Here is an 18,497-nt window from a genome sequence, read left to right on the forward strand (position 1 = left end):
GCTCACTTTGCTTGGGAATGGAACAGCGCCGACCAGCGTTCGGTCAGCACGGTGGCGATGTCGTGCACCGTGGCGCCGGTGGCGGCGTGCACGGCCGCGGCATAAGGCGGCATGTTGGTGCATTCCAGCACGATGTGCTGCAGCGGCCCCTGCAGCTGCAGCAAGCGCAGCGCGGCTGCCACCACCTCGGCTTCGGCGTTGGCGGCGTCCAGCTCGGGCTCGTCGCCGATCAGGCAGCGCTGCAGCCGGCTGCCGGGCAAAAGGCCGGCCACCGGTACGTCGGCCGGCGCGCCCACCGCATGCAGATGCGCGGGCGTCAGCGCCAAGGGATCGACGGTGACGACGCCGGCGCTGCCGGCCGGCAGCTCAGCCAGCTTGAGCAGGCTGGAAGACCACACAGGCACCGGCAGCGCGGCCTGCAGCTGCGGCTGGTGCAGCGCCAGGAAGCCGCAGCTGGTGCTGATGGCGGCCGCACCTTCGTCCACCAGCTGCAGCGCGGTGTCGATGAAAGGCTGCAGCAGGCCCTGCGCCTGCTCGCGCACCACACGCTGCGCCGAGGCGCCGGCGACCACCTGCCGGCGCACCGGAAAGCCGAAGGTGTGTGGGTGGCCGATGTCGCCGGGCAGCCGCGGGAAGCGGGTGTCCAGCATCAGCACGCCGAGGAAGGGGGCGTTGGCCATGGCCGCGTGCCTACAGCGAACTGGCCGAGCGCGCGGCCTGGTCGTACATGCCGCTCATGGTGCGCAGCAGCCTGGCCAGCTCGCCCACCGGGGCGTTCAGCTCGGTGTCCAGGCTTTGCACCAGGCATTGCTCGCGCACGCCGCGGTAGGCCTGCACCAGTGCCTCGCCTTCGGGCGTGGGCTGGTAGTACACCTCCTTGCCCTGGCGCCCGGCTTCCACCAGACCGGCAGCGGCCAGCTTCTTCAGTGAATAGGCCACCACGTGGGTGTCCTCGTAGTTCAGCACGAAGCAGATGTCGGCCAGCTTCTTGTGGCGCACCCGGTGGGCCACGTGGTGCAGCAGCAGCACGTCGGTGAAGGTGAGGTCGGCCTGGCCGGCGGCAGCCATGCAGCGCACCGCCCAGCGCGAGAAGGCATTGAAGGCCACGATGAGGCCGAACTCGAACTCCGACAGCTCGGCGCTGCGCGGCGAGACCAGGTGCGCCGAGCTGACGATGCTGCCGGTGCGCCCGCGTTTGGCGGCAGCGGTGGCGGCGGTGGCGCGTGTCATGTCGGCACCTCGTTGATAAAACGTTGACGTTTTATCGCAGTTCTTTCGCAACCACAAGGCGGACCGCCGCGCGCTTGGGGTAAGCCCCGGCACGGGCCGTGCTAGCCACGCATCCTTTCAATGCGACAGTTCGCACACCCCTCATCCCGGAGCGACCTCATGCTTGTGACCCGAGTTCAATCCCTGGCCGCCGCCCTGCTGACCTTCGGCGCGGTGATGGCCAGCCAGGCGCAGACCAAGTGGGACCTGCCCGCCGCCTACCCCGCCACCAACTTCCACACAGAGAACCTGACGCAGTTCGCGGCCGACGTGGACAAGGCCACCGGCGGCAAGCTCAAGATCACGGTGCATGCCAATGCCTCGCTGTTCAAGGCCAACGAGATCAAGCGTGCGGTGCAGGGCGGCCAGGCCCCCATTGGCGAGGTGCTGCTGGCCAACTTCGAGAACGAGAACCCGATCTACGGCGCCGACGGCATCCCCTTCCTGGCCACCAGCTATGCCGAGTCGAAGAAGCTGGCCGAGGCCCAGAAGCCGGTGCTGCAGAAGCTGCTGGCCAGCCAGGGCATGATGCTGCTGTACACCGTGCCGTGGCCGCCGCAGGGCATCTACGTCAAGAAGGAGATCGCCTCGGTGGCCGACATGCGCGGCCTCAAGTGGCGCGCCTACAGCCCGGCCACCGCCAAGATCGCCGAGCTGATCGGCGCGCAGCCGGTCACCATCCAGGCGGCCGAACTGTCGCAGGCGCTGGCCACCGGCGTGGTGGAAAGCTACATGTCCAGCGGCTCCACCGGCTACGACAGCAAGACCTACGAAAGCATCAAGTACTGGTACGACACCCAGGCCTGGCTGCCCAAGAACGGCATCCTGGTGAACAAGAAGGCCTTCGACGCGCTGGACAAGCCCACGCAGGACGCGCTGCTCAAGGCCGCCGCCGAGGCCGAGGCCCGTGGCTGGAAGATCAGCGAGGAGAAGAACGCCTGGTACAAGAAGGCGCTGACCGACAAGGGCATGAAGATCATGACGCCTTCGCCCAAGCTGGTGGCCGACCTGAAGCAGGTGGGCGGCATCATGCTGACCGACTGGCAGAAGAAGGCCGGGGCTGACGGCGAAGCCGTGATCAACGCCTTCCGCAAGTGATGCGCCGGCTGCTGGACGCGCTGTACTTCGGTGCCGGCGCCGTGGCCGCGGCCTTCGTGGCGCTGATCGCGGTGCTGATGATCGGCCAGAGCATCCTGCGCGAGTTCGGCGTGCGCACCGGCGCCGTGCCCGACGTGGTGGCCTGGTGCTGCGCGGCGGCCGGCTTCTTCGCGATGGCGCATGCCTTCAAGCATGGCGACTTCGTGCGGGTGACGCTGCTGCTGGAGAAGGTGTCGCCGCCGGTGCGCCGCACGCTGGAGCTCACCAGCCTGCTGATCGGCACCGCCAGCGTCAGCTACCTGATGTGGGCCGCGGTGTCCTTCACCTACGAAAGCTGGGCCTTCAACGACATCGCCACCGGCCTGCTGCCGATGCCGCTGTGGATTCCGCAGCTGGGCTTTGCCATCGGCTCGGTGCTGCTGTGGATCGCGGTGGTCGACGAGCTAGTGATCGTGCTGCGTGGCGGCCGCCCCACCTTCGTGGTGGCGGTGGAGCAGCGGCATGCGCAAGGCGACTTCTCTTCCGACATCTGAACCGCACGCTGCAAACGAACGGACCGACGCGACGATGGACATCCTGACGATGGGCGCGATCCTGCTGGCGCTGATGCTGGTGCTGCTGGCCGGCGGCGTGTGGATCGCGATGACGCTGGCGATCGTGGGCTGGGTGGGCCAGGCCTTCTTCACCAGCACGCAACCGGCCAAGAACCTGTTCTCGGCCTTCTGGGAATCGAATGCCAGCTGGGAGCTGGCCGCGCTGCCGCTCTTCATCTGGATGGGCGAGATCCTCTTTCGCACCCGCCTGTCGGAAGAGATGTTCGAGGGCCTGCGGCCCTGGCTCAACCGCGTGCCGGGGCGGCTGATGCACACCACGGTGCTGGGCTGCGGCATCTTCGGCTCGGTGTCGGGCTCGTCGGCCGCCACCTGCGCCACCATCGCCAAGGTGGCCCTGCCCGAGCTGCAGCGGCGCGGCTACTCGGAGCGGCTGGCGCTGGGCTCGCTGGCCACCGCGGGTACCCTGGGCATCCTGATCCCGCCGTCCATCACCATGGTGGTGTATGCGGTGGCGGCCGATGCGTCGATCATCCGCATCTTCCTGGCGGGCTTCATTCCCAGCGCCATCCTGATGGCGCTGTTCTCGGGCTACATCGCCTGGTGGAGCATCCGCCATGCCGACCAGGTGCCGCCGGCAGACCCGCCCACACCCTTGCTCGAGAAGATCCGCCGCTCGGGCCAGCTCATTCCCTGCACGGTGCTCATCGTCTTCATCTGCTGGGTGCTGATCGCCGGCTACGCCACCGCCACCGAATGCGCGGCCTACGGCGTGGCGGGCTCGCTGGCGCTGGCCGCCTGGGGCCGCAGCCTGACCTGGCGCAACTTCGTCGACGGGCTGATGAGCGCCACCCGCACCAGCTGCATGATCATGTTCATCCTGGCGGGGGCCTCCTTCCTCACCAAGACCATGGCCTTCACCGGCATCCCGCGCGAGCTGGCCGAATGGGTGGACAGCCTGCAGCTCAGCCCCTATGCGCTGATCGCGGTGCTGGTGGGCGTGTACCTGGTGCTGGGCACCGCACTCGACGGCATCTCGATGATCGTGCTCACCTCGGCCGTGGTGCTGCCGATGATCCAGAAGGCCGGTTTCGATCTGGTGTGGTTCGGCATCTTCGTGGTGCTGCTGGTCGAGATCGCCGAGGTCACGCCGCCGGTGGGCTTCAACCTGTTCGTGCTGCAGAACATGACCGGCAAGGACAGCAACACCATCGCCCGCGCCGCCCTGCCCTTCTTCGGCTGCCTGGTGGTGTGCATCGTGGTCATCACGGCGTTTCCGCAGCTGGTGACCTGGCTGCCCGACCTGGTGATGGGGGCCGACGGCGTACCGGCGTCACCAGTCAGCAATTGAGGTCGACCACACCCCCTTATTCCGCCTTTATCAGCCGCACCCCTTGCCTAGCATGCAGGGGCGTGCCGGTGTGTCCCGCCCGGCGCATCCCGTGCCACAAGGACACCCGATGTCTGACCTTTCCCTGCCGCCGCTCGAGTTCTCGCTGCAAGACACGGTGCCGGCCGATCTGGGCCCCGACCGTGGGCCGGCGTACGAGCCCTTCAAGTGGCCGACGCCGCCGTTCGCGAGCTACCCCGAGCCGGTGCGGCAGAGCCGCCCCGAGGACTGCGAGCTGGAAGGGCTGAGCGGCAAGGCACGGCCAGGCAAGCTGATGTCGCTGACGCCCGAGGCCGGCATCGCCCACGTCAAGGTGCTGCCGGCGCGCGCCGCCATCCCGCTGCGCTTCGACCAGTTCCGGCGGCTGACGTTGAAGGCACCGCTGCCCACGGTGGGCGCGACCCACAACGACCCGCATGCGGCCATCGTCGACCACCGGCCGGCCGTGCCCTACAAGATCAGCTGGCAGGACGGCAGCGCGACCGAGGGCATGACCATCGGCCACGTCGACGCCGACTACGGCGTCTTCATCTTCGAGCCGCTGGACGACGACGGCACGGTCGAGCGCAGCTTCGTGCCCCGCCATGCCTTCGCGTCGGTGGAGTTCGGCACCCGGTTGGGCGAGCTGCTGGTGGAACAGCAGGCCACCACCACCGGCCAGATCGAGGAGGTGGTGCAGGAGCAGCAGCGCATGCGCTCGCAGAAGCTGGGCGACATCCTGGTCAGCCGACAGATCGTCACCCCCGACCAGCTGCTGGAAGCCATCGAGCAGCAGGCCAAGATGCCGATGGTGCGCATCGGCGAGGCGCTGACCGCGCTGGGCCTGATCACCCCGCAGCAGCTGGACGACGCGCTGGCGCAGCAGAAGCACGACCGCTCGGTGCCGCTGGGCGAGATGCTGGTGCGCCAGGGCCTGGTCTCGCGCCAGGACCTGCAGACCGCGCTGGCCCGCAAGATGGGCTACCCGGTGGTGGACGTGGCGCACTTCCCGGTGGAGGCCGAGGCGGCCCGCAAGCTGCCGTTTGCCGCCGCCAGCCGGCTGGTGACGCTGCCGCTGCTGCTGCGTGGCGGCCGGCTGATCGTCGCGCTGGAAGATCCTTCGCGCCGCTCGGTGATCGAGGAGCTGGAGTTCGTCAGCCAGCTCAAGGTGGTGCCCACGCTGGCCACCGCCGCCCAGGTGATGCGGGCCCTGCCCACGGTGTACGAACGGCTGGGCATCGACACCTCGGGCCTGCGGGTGGACGACCCCAGCGCCGCGATCGAGTTCGAGCCCCAGGACGCCAGCAAGCTGGTGGAGACGCTGGAGCTGCAGCACAGCAACAGCGCCAAGGAAGCCGAGGACGACCAGCCGATCGAGCAGTCGGACAACTCGCTGGTGCGGCTGATCAACCAGATGATCATCGACGCCCACAACCAGGGCGTGTCCGACATCCACATCGAGACCTACCCCGGCCGCGAGAAGCTCAAGATCCGCTACCGCAAGGACGGCGTGCTGCGCCCCTACCTGGAGCTGCCGCACACCTACCGCGCCGCGCTGATCGCGCGCATCAAGATCATGTGCGACCTCGACATCTCCGAGCGCCGCAAGCCGCAGGACGGCAAGATCAACTTCGCCAAGTTCAGCCCCCAGCACAAGCTGGAGCTGCGCATCGCCACCATCCCGACCAACAACAACCTGGAAGACGTGGTGATGCGGCTGCTGGCCTCGGCCAAGCCGCTGCCGCTGGAAAAGCTGGGGGTCTCGGAGCGCAACTACAAGCGGCTGACCGAGGCCGTGGGCCGCCCTTACGGCATGGTGCTGTGCGTGGGACCCACCGGCAGCGGCAAGACCACCACGCTGCATTCGGCGCTGGCCAAGATCAACACGCCCGAGCGCAAGATCTGGACGGCCGAGGACCCGGTGGAAATCACCCAGGCCGGGCTGCGGCAGGTGCAGGTCAACGCCAAGATCGACTGGACCTTCGCCAAGGCGCTGCGGGCCTTCCTGCGGGCCGACCCGGACGTGATCATGGTCGGCGAAATCCGCGACGGCGAAACCGCGCAGATGGCGGTGGAAGCCTCGCTCACCGGCCACCTGGTGTTCAGCACCCTGCACACCAACAGCGCGCCCGAGACCGTGACCCGGCTGCTGGACATGGGCATGGACCCGTTCAACTTCGCCGATGCGCTGCTGGCCGTGCTGGCGCAGCGGCTGGTGCGCCGGCTGTGCGCCCACTGCCGCGTGGCCAGCCCTGCCAGCCAGCAGCAGGTGGACGAGCTGCTGCACGACTACCTGCACGTGTTTCCGCCGAACGATCCGCGCTTTGCCGCGGAAAGCGAAGACGCGCTGCTGGCCGACTGGACCCAGCGCTTCGGCAGCAACGGCAAGCTGATGCACTACCACGCGCCCGGCTGCAAGCACTGCGACGACAGCGGCTTCAAGGGCCGGGTGGGCCTGCACGAGCTGCTGTCGATGTCGCGCGACCTGCGCCGCCTGGTGCAGACCGGCGCGCGGGTGGAGGAGATCCTCAACACCGGCCTGGCCGAAGGCATGCGCACGCTGCGCCAGGACGGCATCGAGAAGGTGTTGCAGGGTCTGACCACCATCGAGGAAGTGCGGGCTACAAGCAACACATGAAGCCTCACAATCGTGGCCATCAACCACGACGCGAGGCTTTCCATGCGAGAACTTTCTTCGGCCGGCCAGCAGGCCGTGGCCGACATCGCGCAGCGCCACGGCTTCAGCGTGGACGCGGTGACCCACATGCTGCAGGCCGTGGTCAACGGCCATGGCGGCATGGCCCAGTTCAACCACCCCGAGTTCGCCGGCAGCGGCCAGTGGATGCGCGGCGGCATGACCATGGTCTCGGACATGTTCAACAACCACCTCAAGGGCCGGGTGGACAGCCTGTGCGCCGAGCTGGCCGACCTGGTGAACCGCCAGCCCGGCCTGCTGCACGGCGGCAGCTTCCAGTCGCAAAGCCAGGGCGGTTACGGCCAGCAGCAGCAAAGCGGTGGCTACGGCCACCCCGGCGGCTTCTCCGGCCAATCCAGCCTGTTCGTGCCCACCGCCTCGGCCAACAGCCAGGGCGACTGGTGGCCCGACGACCTGCGCTGGCCCAACAGCACCGGCGCACAGAACAATGTGCGCTATGCCTACTTCGCGCAGGCCCACCGGCTGGCCATCGACCTGGGCGGCCGCGTGACGGTGTACGACACCATGGACCACGACATCGGCGGCTTCGGCCAGCAGCAGTCGGGCAGCGGCAGCCTGAGCTTCAACAGCCAGTACGGCCTGGTGGACGTGGCCACGCTGCCGGTGGTGTGGAGCTCGGACGGCGGCGCCTCGCCCGCCCCCGGCCCCAGCTACGCGCCGCCGCCGGTGGAAGCCTCGAACGCGGCGGCGTACACCCCGGCCTATGCCGCGGCCTATGCCCCGGCCACCCCGGCGCCCAGCCCCGAATCGACCGACGTCTTCGCCACGCTGGAACGCCTGGCCGACCTGCGCGCCAAGGGCATCGTCAGCGACGAGGAATTCGCGGCCAAGAAGGCGGAGCTGCTGAAGCGGTTGTGAGCCGGCTGCTCTACGCCTGCGCCACCCCCATCGGCCCCTGCACGATCACCGTGCGGGTCGGGAAGGCGAATTGCACGCGGATGGCGGCCAGCTCGCGCATCAGCGCCAGGTTGATGCGCTGCTGCTCGTCCATGTACACGTTGAAGCCCGGGTCCTGCACGATGTAGACGACCTCGTAGTCCAGCGAACTCTCGCCGAAGGCCTTGAAGTGGGCGCGGTCGAACTTCAGGCGTTCGCTGTCCTGCACGATGCGCTGCACGATGCCGGGCACCTGCGCCGCCTGCTCGGCGCTGGCGTCGTAGGTGATGCCGAAGCCAAAGACGATGCGCCGCGTCTGCAGCCGCTTGTAGTTGTTGATCGTTTGCTTGAGCAGCTCGGTGTTCGACATCACGATCTGCTCGCCCTGCAGGCTGCGGATGCGCGTGGTCTTCAGGCCGATGCGCTCCACCGTGCCGGCAGTGCTGCCGATGACGATGAAATCGCCCACCTCGAAGGGCTTGTCCACCGCGATGGAGACCGAGGCGAACAGGTCGCCCAGGATGTTCTGCACCGCCAGCGCGATGGCGATGCCGCCCACGCCCAGGCTGGCGACGAACGCGGTGATGTTGACACCCAGGTTGGCCAGAATGGACAGCAGCACCACGGCCCACACCAGCGTGGTCAGGCCCCAGGCCATCAAGGTGCCGGCGGCGCTCACCTGCTGCGGATTGGCGCTGCCGGCGATATGGCGCTGGTGGTAGGCCGCCAGGCCGGCCTGCACCGCGCGGTTCATCCACAGGCCCATCTGCAGGGCCAGGGCCAGGAACCACAGGTGCTCGACCCGGCTGTGCCAGCGGTCGGGCAGGTCGACGGCCCCCAGGCCGATGAGCATGGCGGCCAGCAGGATCAACCAGCGGTTGGTGCCCGCCAGCACACTGACCAGGAAGTCGTCGATGCGGGTGGTGGTTCGCTGCGCCAGGCGGCCGGCACGGCTCACGGCCACACGCAGCAGCAGGGTCAGCAGCAGGTAGGCCACGCAGGCCACCAGCAGGCCCCACAGCCATTGGCTCAGCGGGAGGCCCAGCAGCAGGGTGCCGCGGAGGGTGTCGGCAAAGTAGCTCAAGTTCATCGGTCGAAGGGCTTTCCATGCATCACTGCAAAGACTGCACGTGCCCGTGGCGCGTGCGGCGAAAGCCCAGCTTCGGCAAACGCTGTGCCGCCGGGGTGCGCTACTGCGCCACGCTGCGAAAACCGGTGAAGCCTTCGTCGCGTTCGGCCGCGGCGAAGCGGCGCGCCTTGGGGTGGGCCAGGCGGGCCGGCTCCAGCGCGGCCACGCCGCGCAGCACGCGCAGGCGGCCGTCGATGGCGCTGCGGCCGCCCGGCCAGGCGCGCGCATGGCCGGCCACCCACTCGCGTACGCCGCGCCAGGCCCAGCCGCGGCTGGCGCCCTGCATCGCCGCCAGCTCCCATTCCACCTCGGTGGGCAGGCGGCGGCCGGCCCAGCGGCACCAGGCGTCGGCCTCGTACCAGTTCACGTGCACCACCGGCTGCGCCGCCGGCGCCCGCTGCATCTGGCCGAAGCGGCGCAGCAGCACACCGTGCCGCAGCTGCTCCACGTCACGCGGGCTGCGGCGGCCTTCGCGCTGCACCCAGGCCCAGCCTTCGGCGTGCCACCAGCGCGGCTCGTCGTAGCCGCCGTCTTCCACGAATTCGGCGTACTGCGCCCAGCTCACCGGCTGGGCATCGATCTCGAACTCCGGCACCGGCTCTTCATGCGCCCACTGCTCGGACGACGGCACGTAGCCGCCGGGCTGCGAACCCAGCGCAAAGCGCTGCGCGCCGAACAGCAGCGGCGGGCGCAGCGGCAGCACCGGCGCCGCGCTGGCCAGGTCGGCCGCGCCCGGCAGGCCCAGGGCCTGCGCCAGCGCCGCGAAACGCTCGACCAGCGCGTCCTCGTACAACAGCGCATCACGAAACCAGTGCAGGTCGTCGTCGTCCTCGCCGGCCAGCAGGTCCACGGTCACTTCCAGCGTGTCGGCCAGGTAGCTGCGCGTGGTGCCGAAGTCGGGCAGCGCCATGTGCCAGCGGGCGGCCCCGCCCACGGCCTCGGGGTTCCACCAGCCGTCGGCGCCGGGGTCGATGCTGGCCAGCGGCGCGCGCTGGCGGTCCGACTGCTCGCCGCGGGCGCGCTGCAGGTTGCGGGCGATCCAGCGCTCCTGGTACCAGGCGGCATGGCCCGCCAGCCAACGGGCCGGGGCCAGCACCGCGGCATCGGCAGCGGGCAGGCGGCGTTCCTCGGGCTGCCCTTCGAACAGCGCCAGCCAGCGCAGCGTGCGGTTGCGCGCATCGATCAAGGCCAGCGACAGCACGTCGGCATCGGCCACACGCATGCGGCGCGGGTCGGCAAGCAGGGCATCGACGGCGGTACTCATCGATGCGGATGGACAGCAGCAGGCATGCCATGGATTATCCCGATGCGGGGTTGTCGCGGCTGAGACAAATCCGAATCGAACGACCGTGCTAAAACGACCGATTCGCAGGAGACAACCGATGGACCTCAACTTCACCGCGGAAGAAGAAGCCTTTCGCCAAGAGATCCGGCAATGGGTGCATGAACACCTGCCGCAGGACATCAGCCACAAGGTGCACAACGCGCTGCGCCTGTCCAAGGACGATCTGCAGCGCTGGGCCAAGATCCTGGGCAAGCAGGGCTGGCACGGCTGGGCCTGGCCCAAGCAGTTCGGCGGCCCGGGCTGGAATGCCATCCAGCGCCACCTGTTCGAGGAAGAAACCGCGCTGGCCGGCGCACCCCGCGTGGTGCCCTTCGGCCCGGTGATGGTGGCACCGGTGATCATGGCCTTCGGCACGCCTGAGCAGCAGGCCAAGCACCTGCCCGGCATCATGAGCGGCGAGGTGTGGTGGAGCCAGGGCTACAGCGAACCGGGATCGGGCTCGGACCTGGCCTCGGTCAAGACCCGCGCGGTGCGCCAGGGCGACAAGTACATCGTCAACGGCCAGAAGACCTGGACAACGCTGGGCCAGTACGGCGACTGGATCTTCTGCCTGGTGCGCACCAGCACGGAAGGCAAGCCGCAGACCGGCATCAGCTTCCTGCTGATCGACATGAAGAGCCCCGGCATCACCGTGCGGCCCATCATCACGCTGGACGGCGAGCACGAGGTCAACGAGGTGTTCTTCGACAACGTCGAGGTGCCGGCCGAGAACCTGGTGGGCGAAGAGAACAAGGGCTGGACCTACGCCAAGTACCTGCTGGCGCATGAGCGCACCAACATCGCCGACGTCAACCGCGCCAAGCGCGAGCTGGAACGGCTCAAGCGCATCGCCAAGGCCGAAGGTGTGTACGAAGACGCCCGCTTACGCGACCAGATCGCGCTGCTGGAAGTGGACATCGTGGCGCTGGAGATGATGGTGCTGCGGGTGCTGAGCGCCGAGACCAGCGGCAAGAACAGCCTGGACGTGGCGGGCCTGCTGAAGATCCGCGGCAGCGAGATCCAGCAGCGCTACACCGAGCTGATGATGCTGGCCGCCGGCCCTTACGCCCGCCCCTACGTGCATGAGGCGATGGAAGCCGGCTGGCAGGGCGACCACGTGGGCGCGGCCTACCTGGCGCCGCTGGCCGGCACCTACTTCAACATGCGCAAGACCACCATCTACGGTGGCTCGAACGAAGTGCAACGCAACATCGTCGCGCAGACCGTGCTGGGGAGCTGACATGAACTTCGATTTCTCGGAAGACCAGGTCTCGCTGCGCGACGCGGTGCAGCGCTGGGCGGAAAAAGGCTTTTCGTTCGACCGCCGCCATGCGCTGGCCAAGGCTGGCGGCGCCACCCGCGAGGTCTATGCCGAACTGGCCGAGCTGGGCCTGGCCGGCCTGGCCGTGCCCGAACAGCACGGCGGCATGAACTTCGGCCCGGTGGAAGCGATGGTGGTGATGGAAGAGCTGGGCCGCGGCCTGGTGAACGCCCCCTTCGCCGAAGCAGCGCTGGTGGCCCCGGCGCTGCTGGCCGGCGCGCCCGAGGCGGTGCAGGCCGCCTGGCTGCCGCGCATGGCCGAAGGCTCGGCCCTGGTGGTGCCCGCGCTGCAGGAGCGCCGCGGCCGCTACAAGCTGGAAGCCACCGACACCACCGCCACTGCGGCGGGCGATGGCTTCACCCTCACCGGCAGCAAGAGCGTGGTGCCGGCCGGCGACGAGGCCGATGCCTTCATCGTCAGCGCCCGCCATGGCAGCGGCACCGGCCTCTTCCTGGTGGAAAAGGCCGCCGCCCAGGTGCGCGGCTACCCGACGCAGGATGGCGCCCGTGCGGCCGAAGTGAGCTTCAACAACGCCCCGGCGCTGCTGGTGGCGCAGGACGGCCTGCCGGTGCTGTCGCACGCCAGCGACGTGGGCATTGCCGCAGTGTGTGCCGAGGCCGTGGGCCTGATGGACCGGCTGCTGGCCATCACCGTGGAGTACATGAACCAGCGCAAGCAGTTCGGCGTCACCATCGCCAGCTTCCAGGCGCTGCGCCACCGCGTGGCCGACGTGAAGATGCAGGTGGAGCTGGGCCGCTCGATGAGCTACTTCGCCACGTTGAAGCTCGGCGAGCCGCAGGAGCAGCGCCGCCGCGCGCTGTCGCAGGCCAAGGTGCAGCTGGGCCACAGCATGCGCTATGTGGGCCAGCAATGCGTGCAGCTGCACGGCGGCATCGGCGTCACCGACGAGTACGTGGCCAGCCACTACTTCAAGCGGCTGACCATGCTGGAGATGGCCTGGGGCGACACGCTGCACCACCTGGGCGAAGTGTCCAGCCGCATGCAGGACACGGCAGGCGTGTTCGCCTGAAGCGAAGGCCCGCGCCGCGGGTTCACGGCGCGGTCATCTTGTCTAGGCAAGCTCAGGCGCCCCCGCGTGGGGCGCCTCACCTACAAGATTGCCAGGAGTACCGCCATGAACCCGTTCCGCCTCGCCCGCCTCAGCGCCATGACTGCCCTGGTGCTGGGCACCTGGGTCGCCGCCCTGCCGGCCGCCCATGCTGCCGACCCCATCGTCATTGCCCACCGCGGTGCCAGCGGCTACCTGCCCGAGCACACGCTGGCCGCCTATGAGCTGGCCATCCGCATGGGCGCCGACTACATCGAACCCGACCTGCAGCTGACCAAGGACGGTCAGCTGGTGGCGCTGCACGACGACACGCTGAACCGCACCACCAACGCCGCCTCGCTGTTCGCGCCGCGCAACGGCGGCTACAAGGTGGCCGACTTCACGCTGGCCGAGATCAAGACGCTGACCGTGGTGCCCCCGGCCGGCGGCACCGCGCAGAACAGCTACCCCGGCTTCACGCCCGCCAACACCCGCCTGGAGGTGCCCACCTTCCAGGAAGTGATCGCACTGGCCCGGCAGCAAAGCGCCCTCACCGGCCGCACCGTCGGCATCTACCCCGAGGCCAAGCAGGCCGACCCGCTGATGGAGGACCGCATCCTCTCCACCCTGGCCGCCAACGGCTACAGCCGCGCCGCCGACAAGGTGTACATCCAGTCCTTCAGCGACGGCACGCTGCGCAGCCTCGACGCCAAGCAGCAGGCCCAGGGCACCGACATGAAGCTGGTGCTGCTGGGCGCCGCCATCACGCCGGCCGATGGCGTCGGCCGCGTGGCGGTGTTCGGTGCCACCGGCACCACGCTGCTGTCGCTGAGCGAGGTGGCCAGCTTCGCCGACGGCATCGGCCTGGTGATCAACTATGCCGCCGCGCCGCTGAGCAAGGCCTTCATCGACCAGGCGCATGCCGCCGGCCTGGAAGTGCACGGCTGGACCTTCGCCCAGTCCGACAAGGCCCTGGCCGCCGCCGAATACCAGCGTTACCTGGAGATGGGCATGGACGGCGTGTTCAGCAACTACCCCGACCTGGCCGTGGCCGGCGTGCAGGCCTTCACGGCCGCGGTGCCCGAGCCGCAGACCTATGCGCTGATGGCGCTGGGCCTGGCCGGCATCGGCCTGGTGGCGCGCCGCCGCCGCGCCGCTACAGTGGGCGCATGCCCGTCGCAGTGCCCCGCTTTCCAGGCCACCTGACCGACGTGGCCGGCCTGCGGGTCGGCCACCACACGCTGGCCGGCCACCACACCGGTTGCAGCGTGGTGCTGTGCCCGCCCGGCGGCGCGGTGGCCGGCGCCGACGTGCGCGGCGCCGCGCCCGGCACCCGAGAGACCGACCTGCTGCACGCCGACCACCTGGTGGACCGGGTGCATGCACTGCTGCTCAGCGGCGGCAGCGCCTTCGGGCTGGACGCCGCCGGCGGCGTGATGCGCTGGCTGGAAGCCCAGGGCCAGGGACTGGCGGTGGGCCCGGCGCGGGTGCCCATCGTGCCGGCGGCGGTGCTGTTCGACCTGTGGCTGGCCCGTGGCCCCCGGCCCGACGCTGCGGCCGGCTGGGCCGCCTGCGAAGCCGCGGCCAGCGACCCCGAGGCCGAAGGCAACGTCGGTGCCGGCACCGGCGCCACCGTGGGCAAGCTGTTCGGCCTGCCCCGCGCGATGAAGGGCGGCATCGGCAGTGCCTCGCTGCGCGCCCACGGCGTGACGGTGGCGGCCATGTTGGCCGTCAATGCCATCGGCGACGTGATCGACCCGGCCACGGGGCTGCCGCTGGCCGGCGCCCGCACCGAAGACGGCCTGCGGCTGCAGCACAGCGCCCGCAGCATCGTGCAGGGCCTGCCGGTGGTGGTGCCTGCCACCGGCAGTGCCACCACCCTGGGCGTGGTGGCCACCGACGCGGTGCTGACCAAGCCGCAGGCCAACCGCCTGGCCACGGTGGCGCAGGACGGCCTGGCCCGCAGCATCAACCCGGTGCACACGATGAGCGACGGCGACACCCTCTTCGCGCTGGCCACCGGCGGCGCCGGCCACACGCCGCCGATGACGGTGCTGGGCACCCTGGCCGCCGAGGTGGTGGCCCGTGCGGTGCTGAACGCGGTGCGCGCCGCCACCGGGCTGCCCGGGCTGCCCGCCGCGGTCGATCTGCCACCCGGCTGAGCATGCGCGGCGCGCCCCTGGCTACACTGCCGGCCCTCATGCAAGATGGCCTGCGCGGCAGGCCCCAAGGAGACGCTGTGCGCTTGGCTCAGGTGTTGTTCACGCAAGGCTTCGGCACCCGGCGGGTGTGCGCGGGCCTGATCGGCCAGGGTCTGGTGTCCATCGGCGGCCAGGTGGCGGACGACCCCGACCAGGAGGTGGCGACCGACGGCCTGCGCTTTTCGGTGCAGGGCCGTGAATGGCTGTACCAGGCCAGCGCGCTGGTGCTGCTGCACAAGCCGGCGGGTTATGAGTGCTCGCAAAAGCCCAAGCACCATCCCAGCGTGCTGATGCTGCTGCCGGCACCGCTGCGCACCCGCGGCCTGCAGCCGGTGGGCCGGCTGGACGAAGACACCACCGGCCTCTTGCTGCTCACCGACGACGGCACGCTGATCCACAAGCTCACCTCGCCCAAGCACCATGTGCCCAAGGTGTATGAGGTGACGGCCAAGCATCCGGTGGACGACACCCAGGTGCAGCGCCTGCGCGACGGCGTGGTGCTGGACGACGACCCGCAGCCGGTGCGTGCCGCCGACTGCCAGGCCACCGGCAGCCACACGTTGCGGCTGACGCTGACCGAAGGCAAGTACCACCAGGTCAAGCGCATGCTGGCTGCGGTGGGCAACCGCTGCGAAGGCCTGCACCGCAGCGCCATCGGCGGGCTGAAGCTGGAAGGCGGCCCCGAGCGCGGCCACTGGCGCTGGGTGACGGACGAGGAACGCGCGGCCCTGCTGGCGCCGCGATAATCCGGCCATGCGCGTCTTCCGCGGTTTCCATCATCCCGGCATCGCACCGGCCTGTGCCCTCACCGTCGGCAACTTCGACGGCGTGCACCGCGGCCACCAGGCGATGCTGGCCCTGCTCAACAACGAAGCCAGCCACCGCGGCGTGCCCAGCTGCGTGCTCACCTTCGAGCCGCATCCGCGCGACTTCTTCGCGATGAAGGCCGGCACGCCCGAGAAGGCGCCGGCCCGCATCGCGACGCTGCGCGACAAGCTCTCGGAGCTGGAGCGCTGCGGCATCGACCAGGTGGTGGTGCTGCGATTCGACGAACGCTTCGCGGCGCTGACGGCCGAGGCCTTTATGCAGGAGGTGCTGGCCGAGGGCCTGCATGCCCGCTATGTGCTGGTGGGCGACGACTTCCGCTTCGGCGCGCGCCGCGCCGGCGACTACGCGATGCTGGACGCGGCCGGGCCGCAGCTGGGCTTCGACGTGGCGCGCATGCAGAGCTATGAGGTGCACGGCCTGCGCGTCAGCAGCTCGGCGGTGCGGCTGGCGCTGGCGGCCGGCGATATGTCGCGCGCCACCGCGCTGCTGGGCCGGCCCTACAGCATCAGCGGCCATGTGGTGCACGGCCGCAAGCTGGGCCGCGAGCTGGGCTTTCGCACGCTGAACATCCGCTTCGGCCACCGGCTGCCGGCGGCCGCCGGCATCTTCGTGGTGCGGGTGCACGGCCTGGGCCGCGGGCCGCTGGCCGGCGTGGCCAGCCTGGGCGTGCGGCCGACGGTGGAAGACGCCGGCCGCGTGCTGTTGGAAACCCACTGCCTGGAATGGCCGATGGCCGAAGATGCCGGCTACGGCCGCGTGGTGCGCGTCGAGCTGCTGCACAAGCTGCACGACGAGCGCAAGTACGACTCGCTGGAAGCGCTGAAGGCCGGCATCGCCCGCGACGAGGCGGACGCACGGGCCTGGTTCCGGCTGGCGACCTGACACCCGGCCTTCGCTGACCCGGCCGCCCACCCAACTGCGGGGGCGGCCCTTCGGCCATCGGCGCTGGTAAGCCGTTCGGATCGGCGCGCCACGGCGCGCAGGCCGTCGATGTCACGACAGCCTTCTACGGTGGAGCCTCCCAAAACACAGGAGGTTTCCATGTTCAAGCATCTGCACCGCCACGGCATCGCTGCCGCCCTGCTGGCATGCGCCGCCGTTCAGGCGCAGGCCGCCATCGTCACCCCGGTGGACGCGGTGGCATCCAGCACCCACTTCACCGTCACCGCCAAGAGCCTGATCGACAACTCGGGCATGGTGGGTGACCTGCACGGTGGTGCCTGGGACACCATGTGGATCAAGGAAGGCACCTGGCCGGTGGACACCACCGCCACGCTCACCTTCGACCTGGGTTCGGTGCACGACATCAGCGCCGCGCTGGTGTGGCAGTACAACTCGGACATCGACTACACCCGCGGCGTCAAGGACTTCTACGTCAAGACCTCGACGGATGGTGTCCAGTTCAGCACCGTCGGCGGCCTGCACACGCTGGAGCAAGCCAAGGGCGGCCTGATCCCGGCGCAAGCCGTGAGCTTCAGCGCCCAGGCGCGCTTCGTCCAGTTCGACATCCGCACCAACTTCGATGCGCAATGGCCGTGGGTGGGCCTGAGCGAAGTGAAGTTCGTGGCGGCGCCGGTGCCCGAGCCGGGCACCTACGCGCTGTTGGGCCTGGGCCTGGGCGCGATCGGTCTGCTGGTGCGCCGCCGCCAACAGGGCTGAGCAATCACGGCGCGCTCCGGGGCTCCATCAAACTCAGGCCACCCGAAGCTCCGTCTTCGCATCGAACAAGTGCGCGTGCGCTGCATCCCAGCGCAGGTGCACCGCATCGCCCACGCGTGCGCGCAGGTTGCCGGGCACGCGGATGGTCAGCGGGCCGGCCTGGGTGTCCACCGTGGCGTAGGTCTCGGGGCCGGTGGGCTCGATCAGCGATAGCGTGCCGGGCAGGCCGCTGTCGGCCAGCGAGATGTTCTCGGGCCGCAGGCCGTAGATCAGTTCGCCGCCGGCCTGGGCCAGCGCCGCGCGCTGCTGCTCGTGCGTGGCCAGGGTCACGCCCTGGGCCACCACCGCGGCATCGCCCGCGCCGCCCTGGCGAGCCTGCACCATGTTCATCGCCGGCGAGCCGATGAACTCGGCCACGAAGCGCGTGGCCGGCCGCTCGTAGATGTCCTCGGGCGTGCCGAACTGCTGCACCACGCCGTCCTTCATCACCGCGATGCGGTCGCCCAGCGTCATCGCCTCCACCTGGTCGTGCGTCACGTACACGGTGGTGGTGCGGGTGCGCTGGTGCAGCAGCTTGATCTCGGCGCGCATTTCCACGCGCAGCTTGGCGTCCAGGTTGGACAGCGGCTCGTCGAACAGGAACAGCTTAGGGTCGCGCGCCAGCGCCCGGCCCATGGCCACGCGCTGCCGCTGGCCGCCCGACAGCTGGCCCGGCTTGCGGTCCAGCAGATGGCCCAGCTGCAGCATCTTGGCCACGCGCTGCACCGTCTCTTCACGCTGGGCCTTGGGCACCTTGCGGATCTCCAGGCCGAAGGCGATGTTCTGCGCCACGTTCATGTTCGGGTAGAGCGCATAGCTCTGGAACACCATCGCGATGTCGCGGTCCTTGCTGGGCAGGTAGGTGACGTCGCGATCACCGATGTGGATGCTGCCCGAGGTGGGCGTGTCCAGGCCGGCGATCATGCTCAGCAGCGTGCTCTTGCCGCAGCCCGAGGGGCCGACCAGGATCAGGAACTCGCCGGGATCGATCTCGATGTCGATGCCCTTGAGGATGTGGACCGTGTTGTTGAAGGTCTTGCGGACCTGGCGGATCGAAAGCGCACCCATA

The 18,497-nt window shown here is 69.5% G+C and carries 17 protein-coding genes; 12 read left to right on the plus strand and 5 right to left on the minus strand.

The features are described from left to right. Positions 1-2: 2 nt before the first annotated feature. Positions 3-680 (minus strand): aspartate/glutamate racemase family protein, encoded by a 678-nt coding sequence (locus MW290_RS26010; RefSeq protein ID WP_250197241.1) that lies wholly within the window; start codon positions 678-680, stop codon positions 3-5. Between the two features lie 10 nt (positions 681-690). After that, positions 691-1,230, minus strand: coding sequence for a winged helix DNA-binding protein (locus tag MW290_RS26015; RefSeq protein ID WP_250197242.1), 540 nt, complete (start codon positions 1,228-1,230; stop codon positions 691-693). Between the two features lie 159 nt (positions 1,231-1,389). Here MW290_RS26015 and MW290_RS26020 point away from each other — a divergent pair, with 159 nt between their 5' ends. The 5 genes from MW290_RS26020 to MW290_RS26040 all read left to right on the plus strand — a co-directional run bounded on the left by MW290_RS26020 (position 1,390) and on the right by MW290_RS26040 (position 7,861). Then, positions 1,390-2,367 (plus strand): TRAP transporter substrate-binding protein, encoded by a 978-nt coding sequence (locus tag MW290_RS26020; protein WP_250197243.1) that lies wholly within the window; start codon positions 1,390-1,392, stop codon positions 2,365-2,367. After that, positions 2,367-2,900 carry a TRAP transporter small permease gene (locus MW290_RS26025; RefSeq protein ID WP_250197244.1) on the plus strand — a complete coding sequence of 178 codons (534 nt, stop codon included), beginning with the start codon at positions 2,367-2,369 and terminating at the stop codon, positions 2,898-2,900. The genes MW290_RS26020 and MW290_RS26025 overlap by 1 nt, the downstream gene beginning before the upstream one ends. A gap of 34 nt (positions 2,901-2,934) precedes the next feature. Continuing rightward, positions 2,935-4,269 carry a TRAP transporter large permease gene (locus MW290_RS26030; protein WP_250197245.1) on the plus strand — a complete coding sequence of 445 codons (1,335 nt, stop codon included), beginning with the start codon at positions 2,935-2,937 and terminating at the stop codon, positions 4,267-4,269. A gap of 109 nt (positions 4,270-4,378) precedes the next feature. Continuing rightward, positions 4,379-6,925 carry a GspE/PulE family protein gene (locus MW290_RS26035; RefSeq protein WP_250197246.1) on the plus strand — a complete coding sequence of 849 codons (2,547 nt, stop codon included), beginning with the start codon at positions 4,379-4,381 and terminating at the stop codon, positions 6,923-6,925. A 42-nt stretch (positions 6,926-6,967) separates the two neighbouring features. Continuing rightward, positions 6,968-7,861 carry an SHOCT domain-containing protein gene (locus MW290_RS26040; RefSeq protein WP_250197247.1) on the plus strand — a complete coding sequence of 298 codons (894 nt, stop codon included), beginning with the start codon at positions 6,968-6,970 and terminating at the stop codon, positions 7,859-7,861. Between the two features lie 10 nt (positions 7,862-7,871). Here MW290_RS26040 and MW290_RS26045 read toward each other — a convergent pair whose 3' ends face one another. Beyond that, positions 7,872-8,969, minus strand: coding sequence for a mechanosensitive ion channel family protein (locus MW290_RS26045; protein WP_250197248.1), 1,098 nt, complete (start codon positions 8,967-8,969; stop codon positions 7,872-7,874). A 100-nt stretch (positions 8,970-9,069) separates the two neighbouring features. Beyond that, positions 9,070-10,272, minus strand: a complete 1,203-nt coding sequence (locus MW290_RS26050) for an SUMF1/EgtB/PvdO family nonheme iron enzyme (RefSeq protein ID WP_250197249.1) — start codon at positions 10,270-10,272, stop codon at positions 9,070-9,072. 118 nt (positions 10,273-10,390) lie between these two features. Between MW290_RS26050 and MW290_RS26055 the strand changes: the two genes are divergently transcribed. The 7 genes from MW290_RS26055 to MW290_RS26085 all read left to right on the plus strand — a co-directional run bounded on the left by MW290_RS26055 (position 10,391) and on the right by MW290_RS26085 (position 17,389). Next, positions 10,391-11,572 carry an acyl-CoA dehydrogenase family protein gene (locus tag MW290_RS26055; protein ID WP_250197250.1) on the plus strand — a complete coding sequence of 394 codons (1,182 nt, stop codon included), beginning with the start codon at positions 10,391-10,393 and terminating at the stop codon, positions 11,570-11,572. 1 nt (position 11,573) lies between these two features. Next, entirely contained in the window at positions 11,574-12,683 is a 1,110-nt protein-coding gene (locus tag MW290_RS26060; RefSeq protein WP_250197251.1) for an acyl-CoA dehydrogenase family protein, read from the plus strand. Positions 12,684-12,788: 105 nt separating this feature from the next. Continuing rightward, entirely contained in the window at positions 12,789-13,907 is a 1,119-nt protein-coding gene (locus MW290_RS26065) for a glycerophosphodiester phosphodiesterase family protein (protein ID WP_250197252.1), read from the plus strand. Next, entirely contained in the window at positions 13,871-14,863 is a 993-nt protein-coding gene (locus MW290_RS26070; RefSeq protein ID WP_250197253.1) for a P1 family peptidase, read from the plus strand. The genes MW290_RS26065 and MW290_RS26070 overlap by 37 nt, the downstream gene beginning before the upstream one ends. Before the next feature lie 77 nt (positions 14,864-14,940). After that, complete coding sequence (locus tag MW290_RS26075; protein WP_250197254.1) at positions 14,941-15,648, plus strand: 16S rRNA pseudouridine(516) synthase; 708 nt, start codon at positions 14,941-14,943, stop codon at positions 15,646-15,648. A 7-nt stretch (positions 15,649-15,655) separates the two neighbouring features. Further along, positions 15,656-16,612: a bifunctional riboflavin kinase/FAD synthetase gene (locus MW290_RS26080; RefSeq protein ID WP_250197255.1), complete on the plus strand. Its 957-nt coding sequence runs from the start codon at positions 15,656-15,658 to the stop codon at positions 16,610-16,612. Between the two features lie 159 nt (positions 16,613-16,771). After that, positions 16,772-17,389 (plus strand): discoidin domain-containing protein, encoded by a 618-nt coding sequence (locus MW290_RS26085; protein WP_250197256.1) that lies wholly within the window; start codon positions 16,772-16,774, stop codon positions 17,387-17,389. 33 nt (positions 17,390-17,422) lie between these two features. On the opposite strand, the gene MW290_RS26090 is transcribed toward MW290_RS26085, so the two are convergent. Next, the gene (locus MW290_RS26090) at positions 17,423-18,496 is read right to left on the minus strand and encodes an ABC transporter ATP-binding protein (RefSeq protein ID WP_250197257.1); all 1,074 of its coding nucleotides are present in this window, start codon (positions 18,494-18,496) and stop codon (positions 17,423-17,425) included. Position 18,497 lies beyond the last annotated feature (1 nt).

Source organism: Aquincola tertiaricarbonis (genome assembly GCF_023573145.1).
Classification (GTDB): Bacteria; Pseudomonadota; Gammaproteobacteria; order Burkholderiales; family Burkholderiaceae_C; genus Aquincola; species Aquincola tertiaricarbonis_B.

Bases quoted from the DNA above. Each gene is read 5' to 3' on its own strand.
- MW290_RS26010 (WP_250197241.1), bottom strand. From the start codon at position 680: ATGGCCAACGCCCCCTTCCTCGGCGTGCTGATGCTGGACACCCGCTTC.
- MW290_RS26015 (WP_250197242.1), bottom strand. From the start codon at position 1,230: ATGACACGCGCCACCGCCGCCACCGCTGCCGCCAAACGCGGGCGCACC.
- MW290_RS26020 (WP_250197243.1), top strand. From the start codon at position 1,390: ATGCTTGTGACCCGAGTTCAATCCCTGGCCGCCGCCCTGCTGACCTTC.
- MW290_RS26025 (WP_250197244.1), top strand. From the start codon at position 2,367: ATGCGCCGGCTGCTGGACGCGCTGTACTTCGGTGCCGGCGCCGTGGCC.
- MW290_RS26030 (WP_250197245.1), top strand. From the start codon at position 2,935: ATGGACATCCTGACGATGGGCGCGATCCTGCTGGCGCTGATGCTGGTG.
- MW290_RS26035 (WP_250197246.1), top strand. From the start codon at position 4,379: ATGTCTGACCTTTCCCTGCCGCCGCTCGAGTTCTCGCTGCAAGACACG.
- MW290_RS26040 (WP_250197247.1), top strand. From the start codon at position 6,968: ATGCGAGAACTTTCTTCGGCCGGCCAGCAGGCCGTGGCCGACATCGCG.
- MW290_RS26045 (WP_250197248.1), bottom strand. From the start codon at position 8,969: ATGAACTTGAGCTACTTTGCCGACACCCTCCGCGGCACCCTGCTGCTG.
- MW290_RS26050 (WP_250197249.1), bottom strand. From the start codon at position 10,272: ATGAGTACCGCCGTCGATGCCCTGCTTGCCGACCCGCGCCGCATGCGT.
- MW290_RS26055 (WP_250197250.1), top strand. From the start codon at position 10,391: ATGGACCTCAACTTCACCGCGGAAGAAGAAGCCTTTCGCCAAGAGATC.
- MW290_RS26060 (WP_250197251.1), top strand. From the start codon at position 11,574: ATGAACTTCGATTTCTCGGAAGACCAGGTCTCGCTGCGCGACGCGGTG.
- MW290_RS26065 (WP_250197252.1), top strand. From the start codon at position 12,789: ATGAACCCGTTCCGCCTCGCCCGCCTCAGCGCCATGACTGCCCTGGTG.
- MW290_RS26070 (WP_250197253.1), top strand. From the start codon at position 13,871: ATGCCCGTCGCAGTGCCCCGCTTTCCAGGCCACCTGACCGACGTGGCC.
- MW290_RS26080 (WP_250197255.1), top strand. From the start codon at position 15,656: ATGCGCGTCTTCCGCGGTTTCCATCATCCCGGCATCGCACCGGCCTGT.
- MW290_RS26085 (WP_250197256.1), top strand. From the start codon at position 16,772: ATGTTCAAGCATCTGCACCGCCACGGCATCGCTGCCGCCCTGCTGGCA.
- MW290_RS26090 (WP_250197257.1), bottom strand. From the start codon at position 18,496: ATGGGTGCGCTTTCGATCCGCCAGGTCCGCAAGACCTTCAACAACACG.